Annotated in this window: 8 protein-coding genes and 1 pseudogene; 7 read left to right on the top strand and 2 right to left on the bottom strand. The window is 43.7% G+C overall.

Annotated elements, in window-relative coordinates:
• A partial coding sequence (locus QAI40_RS15870) for a 4Fe-4S dicluster domain-containing protein (RefSeq protein WP_304511817.1) occupies positions 1-457 on the top strand: 457 nt, incomplete at its 5' end.
• Positions 458-544: 87 nt separating this feature from the next.
• Here the strand turns inward: QAI40_RS15870 and QAI40_RS15875 are convergent.
• Positions 545-1,018: an AMP-binding enzyme gene (locus tag QAI40_RS15875; RefSeq protein ID WP_299983662.1), complete on the bottom strand. Its 474-nt coding sequence runs from the start codon at positions 1,016-1,018 to the stop codon at positions 545-547.
• 146 nt (positions 1,019-1,164) lie between these two features.
• Here QAI40_RS15875 and QAI40_RS15880 point away from each other — a divergent pair, with 146 nt between their 5' ends.
• Together QAI40_RS15880 and QAI40_RS15885 are read left to right on the top strand one after the other, a co-directional pair.
• The gene (locus QAI40_RS15880) at positions 1,165-2,868 is read left to right on the top strand and encodes an AMP-binding protein (RefSeq protein ID WP_299983664.1); all 1,704 of its coding nucleotides are present in this window, start codon (positions 1,165-1,167) and stop codon (positions 2,866-2,868) included.
• A gap of 149 nt (positions 2,869-3,017) precedes the next feature.
• The gene (locus QAI40_RS15885; protein ID WP_299983667.1) at positions 3,018-3,371 is read left to right on the top strand and encodes a methylmalonyl-CoA epimerase; all 354 of its coding nucleotides are present in this window, start codon (positions 3,018-3,020) and stop codon (positions 3,369-3,371) included.
• A gap of 130 nt (positions 3,372-3,501) precedes the next feature.
• Here the strand turns inward: QAI40_RS15885 and QAI40_RS15890 are convergent, their stop codons facing one another.
• On the bottom strand, positions 3,502-3,774 hold the full coding sequence (locus QAI40_RS15890; RefSeq protein WP_299983669.1) for a MoaD/ThiS family protein: 273 nt from the start codon (positions 3,772-3,774) through the stop codon (positions 3,502-3,504).
• Between the two features lie 251 nt (positions 3,775-4,025).
• Here QAI40_RS15890 and QAI40_RS15895 point away from each other — a divergent pair, with 251 nt between their 5' ends.
• The 4 genes and pseudogenes from QAI40_RS15895 to QAI40_RS15910 all read left to right on the top strand — a co-directional run.
• On the top strand, positions 4,026-4,742 hold the full coding sequence (locus QAI40_RS15895) for a DUF6125 family protein (RefSeq protein ID WP_299983671.1): 717 nt from the start codon (positions 4,026-4,028) through the stop codon (positions 4,740-4,742).
• A 23-nt stretch (positions 4,743-4,765) separates the two neighbouring features.
• A complete protein-coding gene (locus QAI40_RS15900; RefSeq protein ID WP_299983673.1) occupies positions 4,766-6,319 on the top strand; it encodes an acyl-CoA carboxylase subunit beta in 1,554 nt (517 codons plus the stop codon).
• A gap of 9 nt (positions 6,320-6,328) precedes the next feature.
• Positions 6,329-6,550, top strand: a complete 222-nt coding sequence (locus tag QAI40_RS15905; RefSeq protein WP_299983675.1) for a hypothetical protein — start codon at positions 6,329-6,331, stop codon at positions 6,548-6,550.
• A gap of 46 nt (positions 6,551-6,596) precedes the next feature.
• Positions 6,597-8,365, top strand: a pseudogene (locus QAI40_RS15910) (pyruvate carboxylase subunit B); the annotation flags it as partial.

An 8,365-nucleotide genomic window follows, 5' to 3' on the forward strand; every position in this document is an offset into this window, starting at 1 on the left:
TACAGGGTGCAGATTGTGTGAACTGGTATGCGCGGTAAAACATGACGGGGTTTCCAACCCTGCCAGAAGCCGTATCAGAGTAATGAAATGGGAAATGGACGGGGTATATATCCCCATGGCCTGCCAGCAGTGCCAGGATGCCCCTTGCATGGGTGTCTGTCCTGCCAACGCGATTTCCCGTAATGATGAGCTAAACAGAATCGAAGTGGATTATGACAAATGTATCGGCTGTAGGTCATGCGTAGCAGTCTGTCCCTTTGGCGCCATGGGGTTTAATTCCATTGATAAACAGGTCTTCAAATGTGACCTGTGTGATGGAGATCCCCAGTGCGTCAGATTTTGTGAAGTTCAGGCTGTTGAATATATTGATGCAGATGATGTGGCCATCCTTAAAAAACAGGAAGCCGCAAAAAAACTGCATGCAACCAGCCATAAGGTTGCTCTGAAAGAAGCATAAGTTTATAAACTCTTTCATAAGAGTTTAAGTTTGTTTATACTACACGTTCCAGGATCTTTGGAACGTGCAGTATAATTAATTCACCGTTTATAAATTATCCTGTATTTTTTTTCTAATATCTTTTCTTAATGATTTTTTATCCAGTTTTTGTGTGGCGGTATATGGCATGACATCTATAAATTCAATCCTTTCCGGTAATTGAAGTACCGAGGCCTGTTTTGATTTTAAAAAGGAAATAATCTCATCAAAGGTCAAGTTAGTCCCGGTTTTTAACTGAATATAGGCACAAGCTCTTTCCCCCATTATTGGATCGGGCATCGGTATCACAGCTACAGTTACGACATCCGGGTGCTGGATGATAAGCCCTTCAATCTCTTTTGTGCTGATACTCTCTCCGCCCCGGTTAATCATTTTTTTAATACGCCCGGTGAGAGTGATATAGCCTTTTTCATCAATTTTGGCCACATCTCCGGTTTTAAAGAATCCGTCACGGGTAAAGGGTAAGCTGCTGGATGAAATCCATGTGGCCAAAGCGGCCGAAGCTGCTGTAAAAGATGCCAAACCGCTGAGTCAACACGCCTATAAAATAGACATCGTAAAGACGCTGGTCAAACAGGCGCTGCTGTCATCATGATGGATCATCAAGACGGCATGATCTCGGCAAAAAGAAAAAATCCTTATTTGAAAAAAAACTAAAGGAATTGATTATGTTAAATCTTCTAAAAGGATTTACCCCGTATCATTCCGATGATGTTGAAATCTATAACCGCCTGCGGTACTGGCCGGGGTTGACGTTTGGTGATATCCTGGATCGGGCGGCCGATATGTTTCCGGATAAAACAGCCTTTGTGGACGGACAATCCAGCATGACCTATTCCCAGGCTAGGGAGAAAGCCGACCAGCTGGCCGTGGGACTGATAAATATGGGCGTTGAGCCCACAGACCGGGTCCTGGTACAGCTTCCCAACTGGAATGAGTTTGTTCTTGTTTTTTTTGTGCTTCAAAAGATCGGTGCCATTGATACGCTGCTCATCGATCGATACCGGGCCCACGAAATAAAGCATCTGGCCGCTCTCAGCAGTGCCGTGTCCTGGATTCTGCCTGAAACGTATAAAAAAACAGATTATCTGCCCATCATTCATGAGGTACTTGAAGATAGCAGTCAGATAAAAAATGTCATCCTGGTCAGGGGGAGCGGTCAGGGAAAGTATACAGAGCTGGAAAAACTTTTGGCCGCCTTCAGACCATTGTCTGATGATTTAAAGAAACTTAACTCCCGGCGGCCCGACCCCATGCAGGTGGCACATATGGGGCCCACCGGGGGCACAACCGGTTTGCCGAAACTGGTTCCCCGCACTCATAATGATCTGATCTGTGCCTCAGAATTTTGTGCCAGGGCCTGGGAAATGGACACCCATGATATTACCCTGCTCGCAGGCCCCATCGGTCATGACCTGACGTTCACCAAGGGTTTTTTAGCCAGTATATTGACGTTTGGGTGCTGTGTTTTTCTCGACTCTACAGACGTTGATGATATCTGCCGCACCATAGAACAAGAAAAGGTTTCAACCATTGTCTGGGTGCCGACGCTGGCCAGACGCCTTGCGGATTACGAGGGACTTGGCAATTATGACCTGATCTCCTTAAAGAAAATGCACTGCGGCGGTGGTGCCAGCCTGGCCGGCCTTATTGTCGATGTCCAGGACAAACTCGGATGCCGTTTTTTCAACGGGTATGGGGCCACTGAAGGACAGACCGCCATATCGCGTTCCAACGACGATATAGACATTGTCAAAACCACGGTGGGCAAACCCACCTGCCCCTATGACACCTATAAAGTCGTTGACAGATTCGAATGCGAGCTGCCGACTAATACCCCTGGTGAACTGTTGATCAAGGGGCCCGGCGTTTTTACAGGCTATTATAAAAATCCAGAAGAGAACAAAAAAACATTTACCCGGGACGGATTTTTCAAGACCGGGGATGTGGCCAGAATTGATAAAGAAGGGCGGATCACACTCTGCGGTCGGATCAAGGAGATGATCAACCGGGGCGGGGAAAGCATCAGCGCAACACAGATTGAAAAACTCATCAGCGAACATCCAGGTGTTGTGATGGCTGCCGTTGTGGCCATGCCGGATCCGCAAATGGGCGAAAAGGCCTGTGCCTATATCCAGACCCTATCCTCAGCAGACCTTGACTTTGAAAAGATTATCTCTTTTTTAAAAAACAGAGGGTCATCGGTGCTCCACCTGCCGGAAAAAATTGCCCCTCACAAGTTGCCAAGCGAATTATACATCCTAAAAGACTTTCCGAAACTTTCAGGAGGTGTTAAAATTAAAAAATTTGGACAAGGGGGAGTAGCAGAACCGGCTGCAAAGAAAACAAATCGTGAATTCCATAGGAAATAATGGTGAGATCGAGGATCTCTACACGGAATCCCCTGTCCAAGTGCATGAGGATGAGGTGTAAAGGCGTTTATCTGGAAGTGCAAATTGAAAACAAATAAAATCGATCATATATGCATAGCGGTTAAAAATCTTGATGAGGCACGTAAGGTGTGGGAGCCGATCCTTGGAAAACAGAACCCGACGATGCGTATATTGATGACCCTGAAAAAATTAAAGTTGCACGATACTGGGTCGGTGAAGTTGGCTTTGAACTTATGGAGTCCACAACACCGGACGGAGATGTGGCAAAATTTATCAAAAAAAAGGGCGAAGGTGTGATGCTAATCAGCTTTAATGTTGATAACACCAGGGAAGCCATGACAGAACTTACAAAAGAAAACTATCCGTTTATTGGAGGAGCAAGGCCATTTCGTGACAGTGAATTTTCCTTTATTCATCCTAAAAAAATGAACGGGGTACTGCTTGAACTTATTGATTATAAATGGAATGAATTAAAAAAATAGTATCTTAGTTGTTTTTCCTTTGGAGTTTGTTTTCAAGCCAAAGCCCACCTGTGTTTCATCAAACAGAGCATTATCATCTATCAAATTTGGAATGATTTGGAGGCGGTTTGACCTTAAAGGTACAAAAAAATCAGCCGCCGGCAAGAAAGGTAATGATCTGGATTTCATCGCCATCCTCCACTTGTTTTTCCAGTTCTCCGGGATATGCACTCTTTTTATTCAGGTAGATTTCAATATAATGGAGCAATTCCCCCTTTTTATCGAATATTTCATTTTTCATCCCTGGATACAAGGCGACAAAATTGTTTAATGCTTCACCAACAAAGGTGCCCTCAACTTCTATTGTTTTTTGGCCATTGGTGTGCTGGCGATGGGTAATATGTATATGTATTTTTACGGTCATTTTAATTAATCCTTGCTAATAACTTTATACTACAAATTTTTTTATTCTCCTTGTTAATAGAACATTCTGGCCATGAACACAATGATTTTTTGGCTTTAATATAGCTATATTGTGATCCAATCTTGACAATAAATTGACCTTGAATTAATGTTAGCAGAACGTTGAATGATAACTAATGTGTTAAAATTATTTAAAAAGGAACTGACCCTATGAAAGATGAAAATTTTGATCCCTCAAGTTTGGAGAAAATTTTGAAAGCAAGATTAGTTGTTGACATGTTAACTAGAATTGTAGTTCACTATAGTTTTTGGTTTACCGAAGTCAGGCACCAGATGGGCATGGACAAGGCCTTGGAAGTTCTTGAAAAGGCGACGAAACAAAGCGTTTCGATTGGATTGAAAAAATTTTCAAAGGTTTTGGATTTTGAGCTTGAAGATGGTTTGCCTAAAGCATTGCTGGAAATGGGGGAAGAAGAGATTGAAGCCCTTATGGGTGCGGTGGCAAAAAACTGGCTGATGAATGATGGCGTATGGTTTCAGGCGGTTGAGTTTGATAATGGGATGAATGATGCCAAGCGGTGTAATGATTCCTGCTGGGCTCAGTTTTCTCCTTATGAAGCGTTTGCGATTAAAAAGTTTTTAAATTTGGATGATCGGTGCGGACTGGAAGGACTAAAAAAAGCGTTAAATTTCAGGATGTATGCATTTATTAATGAGCAATCTGTTGTTGACGAAGGCCCAAAAAGTTTTGTATTCCAAATGAATGATTGCAGGGTTCAGTCTGCAAGAAAAAGAAAAAAACTGGATGATTATCCTTGTAAATCAGCAGGTTTGGTTGAATATGAATATTTTGCAAGGTCTATTGATAAAAGGATAGAAGCCGAATGTATCGGATGTCCGCCGGACGAACATCCGGAAGAGTGGTTTTGTGCATGGCGTTTTAGTATGAGAAATCAAAGTAATGGATAAATAATTAAGGAAGGGTTTATATTATGGGAGTCACATCTGACAAGATCCAGGAGCTGAAGCAAAAAGAACAGCAGATAATGGGAATGGGTGGAGAAAAAGCGCTTGAAAAACGACGGGAAAAAGGGGTGCTCAATGCCAGACAAAGGCTTGATATCCTGTTTGATGAGGGAACCTTCAGGGAATTGGATATGTTTGTCACTCATAGATGTACCAATTTTGGGATGGAAAATATAGAAATCCCGGCGGATGGCGTGGTAACAGGGCATGGCAAAGTGGATGGCAGAATTGTATTTGCCTATGCCCAGGATTTTACTGCAAGGGCAGGGTCGCTGGGAGAAATGCAAGCCAAAAAGATCTGTAAGGTCATGGATATGGCTTTAAAGGCAGGTGCTCCTATCATCGGTATGAACGATTCAGGCGGCGCAAGAATCCAGGAAGGAATTGATGCCCTGTCCGGATATGGTGAAATTTTCTTTAGAAATTCAGCCGCTTCCGGGGTCATCCCTCAGATTTCAGCCATTATGGGACCCACGGCCGGTGGTGCGGTCTATTCGCCTGCCATGACAGATTTTATTTTTATGGTTAAAGAATCCAGCTACATGTTTATTACAGGGCCCAACGTCATTAAGGCTGTAACCGGAGAAGAGATTACCTTTGAAGACCTTGGCGGTGCCATGACCCATAACGAGAAATCAGGCGTGGCACAATTTGCCTGTGACTCTGATGAAGATGCCATCATGCAGATAAGAAAACTCTTATCCTATCTGCCGTCCAATAACATGGAGGATCCGCCTTATATGCCTCCTACAGATGATCCCAACCGTATGGATGAATCCTTAGATTCAATCATACCGGACAATCCCAACAGGGGTTATGATATCAAAGATGTTATTGTATCCATTGTGGATGATGGCCAGTATTTTGAACCCCATCAGTATTATGCTAAAAATATTATGATCTGTTTTGCAAGGCTCAACGGACGTTCCATCGGTATTATTGCCAACCAGCCCAATTATCTGGCAGGATGCCTCGATATAGATGCCTCTGATAAAGCCACCCGGTTTATTAGATTCTGCGATGCATTCAATATTCCCATGCTGACCATTGCCGATGTTCCGGGTTATCTGCCGGGAAGTAATCAGGAGTGGGGAGGGATTATCCGGCATGGGGCAAAACTTTTATGGTGTTATTCGGAAGCAACTGTCCCTAAACTCCTGCTGGTTACAAGAAAAGATTATGGCGGTTCCTATCTTGCCATGTGTTCAAAACATCTGGGAGCGGATATGGCCTTTGCATGGCCGAGTGCTCAGATTGCCGTCATGGGTGCTGACGGTGCAGCAAACATTATCCATGCAAAAGAGATCAAAGCGGCTGATGATCCGGTTGCAAAGCGTAAAGAATTAATTGATGAATATAATGATAAATTTTCCAACCCGTATTGCGCTGCTGCAAGGGGGTATGTGGATGCGGTGATTCAACCTTCTGAAACCCGGCCCCGTCTCATTGATGCCCTTGATGCCATGGCAACAAAAAGAGAATTAAGACCGGCTAAAAAACATGGGAATATACCCGTATAGGACAAAGGGATGAAAATGGATAAAAAGAAACTATCTACGGCCATGGCTGCCGTATTTGCCTACATTAAAACTTCAGAAGAAGCGGCTTGTATTCCTGAAGTTTCAGGACCGGTTCAGGAATTTTCAGTACAACCGGGGCAGGTCATGCAAGAAAATAATATCTGGGGGATATCGGGACGGCAGGCCCATATGCAGGCCAATTCAATGATGCAGCTGAGAATGTTTAAATAATCAGCTTTTATAACAAGAAAAAAATAAATTATTCAGGAGAAAATAAATGAGTGAGCACACCCAAGTTAAAATGGCTGAGATGAAGTATGATAAAGACAGACCAAAGGCTAAGCATCAGTTGAAGATTGAGGATGTATCTCTGCGTGACGGTCACCAGTCTCTTTTTGCCACAAGGGGAAGAACAGAAGACATGATCCCGGTTGCAGAAAGAATGGATGAGATCGGTTTCTGGGCCGTGGAAGTCTGGGGCGGTGCCACCTTTGATACCATGCATCGTTTTTTGGGGGAAGATCCCTGGGAAAGGCTTCGGACCCTGAAAAGATATTTTAAAAAGACCCCGTTTTCAATGCTCCTGAGAGGCCAGAATCTTGTGGGGTATAGAAACTATGCAGATGATGTGGCAAAGCTATTTGTGAAAAGACCGTTGATAACGGGATGGAGATCTTCAGAACCTTTGACGCCTTAAATGATTTTAGAAATTTCGAAACTGTCGTCCCGGTGATCAAGGAATGCGGTGCTCATTTTCAGGGCTGTATCTGCTATTCACTGACCGAGCCTAGAATAGGCGGAGATGTGTACAACCTTGATTATTATATCAAAAAAGCAAAAGCACTTGAAGACATGGGTGCAGACAGTATCTGTATCAAGGATATGGCAGGGCTTATCGCCCCCTATGACGCTTATAAACTTGTCAAAGCCTTAAAAGATAATGTCAAACCATTGATTCATCTTCACAGTCATTTTACTTCCGGCATGTCGCCCATGACCCATTTCAAGGCTATTGAGGCAGGGGTAGATATCATTGATACCTGTATGACTCCTTATGCTTACAGGACATCCCATGCCGCTTTGGAACCCTTTGTCATGTCACTTCTCGGCACCAATAGAGATACAGGTTTTGATATAAATGCTCTGGCAGAAATTAATGAAATTCTGGAAAAGGAAATAATGCCTAAGTACAAGCATCTCCTGGATGATACCAAAGTCTCTGTTATTGATATTAATGTTCTGCTTCACCAGACACCCGGCGGCATGCTGTCCAATCTTGTGAATCAGTTAAGGGAAATGGATGCCTTGGATAAACTTGACGAAGTCTACAAACAGCTTCCAAAGGTCAGAAAAGAACTGGGCCAGGTTCCTTTGGTAACTCCTACCAGCCAGATTGTCGGCATTCAGACCGTCAACAACGTTCTGTTTGATACACCCGAGGAACGATATAAAATGGTGACCGCCCAGGTAAAGGATCTTTGTTACGGGCTCTATGGTAAAACAAGCGTACCCATTGATTCGGAAGTGCAGAAAAAAGCACTCAAAGGATATGAAAGAGGAGAAGACCCCATCTCCTGCCGACCTGCAGAAGTGCTTGAGCCTGAACTTGAAAAAGCGAAAAAAGAGATTGGTGATCTGGCAGTGGATGATGAAGATCTTATTATCTACGCTCTTTTTCCTGTTACAGGTAAAAAATATCTTATGCAAAAATATGGTAAAGAGAAGGTACCTGAAACCATAAAAGCCATTACACTTGAAGATGTTGAAAAACAAGATGAAATAATAGAGAAAGCCAAGAAAGGCGAACTGATTGAAAAAGCCAAATTGGAAAGCGCCCCTGAAAAGAGTGAACATGCCCGTATCTTTAATGTTTTTGTAGAGGGTGAATATTTCGAAGTGGGTGTCGATGAAGTGGGGGGGACTCCTGTTATTACTTACGCTACCGCTGCTGCACCTGCCCATCCGGTGCCTGTTGCACCGGCAGCGCCTATAGCACCTGTGGCTCCGGCAGCACCTGCACCAAAACCTGAACCTGTAGCCAAAGCA

The sequence above is a fragment of the Desulfobacula sp. genome, assembly GCF_030611305.1.
Taxonomy (GTDB): Bacteria; Desulfobacterota; Desulfobacteria; order Desulfobacterales; family Desulfobacteraceae; genus Desulfobacula.